Origin of the sequence: Microvirga antarctica (assembly GCF_017921815.1) — a bacterium.
Classification (GTDB): Bacteria; Pseudomonadota; Alphaproteobacteria; order Rhizobiales; family Beijerinckiaceae; genus Microvirga; species Microvirga antarctica.
Map to the genome: position 1 here is coordinate 1 of NZ_JAGEMM010000026.1, position 351 is coordinate 351.

The window sequence follows — 351 nt, forward strand, 5'->3', positions numbered from 1 at the left end:
GGCTGTGATCCTGGCTTCGCTGTGGGGGCATCGAAAATGGGTCGCTCCGCGCTCCGCACAAACGGCAGATGATCGCAGGCGTGATCCCGCGTCGAGCGAATAAACGCCTCGGTCACCGCCTGACGCTGGTCGCCGTCGCGCACGGCGGCATACAGGCGGCTCCACAGACCATCACCCAGGGTTTTGGTCACCACCAGACCCTGGCGCTCAACGCTTTCCACCACCCAGTGCGGCAGGGCGGCAATGCCCATTCTGGCCGCCACCATCTGAATCAGCAGTAGCGTATTATCCACGCTTTTCAGCAGCGGACTGATACCCGCCGGTTGCAGGAAATGTCGCCAGACATCCAGT

At 62.4% G+C, this 351-nt stretch carries 1 pseudogene; it reads right to left on the reverse strand.

Annotated features, from left to right (window positions below):
- Window positions 1-140: 140 nt before the first annotated feature.
- A pseudogene (locus J4G32_RS21890) lies at window positions 141-293 on the reverse strand (LysR substrate-binding domain-containing protein); the annotation flags it as partial.
- Between the last annotated feature and the right edge of the window lie 58 nt (window positions 294-351).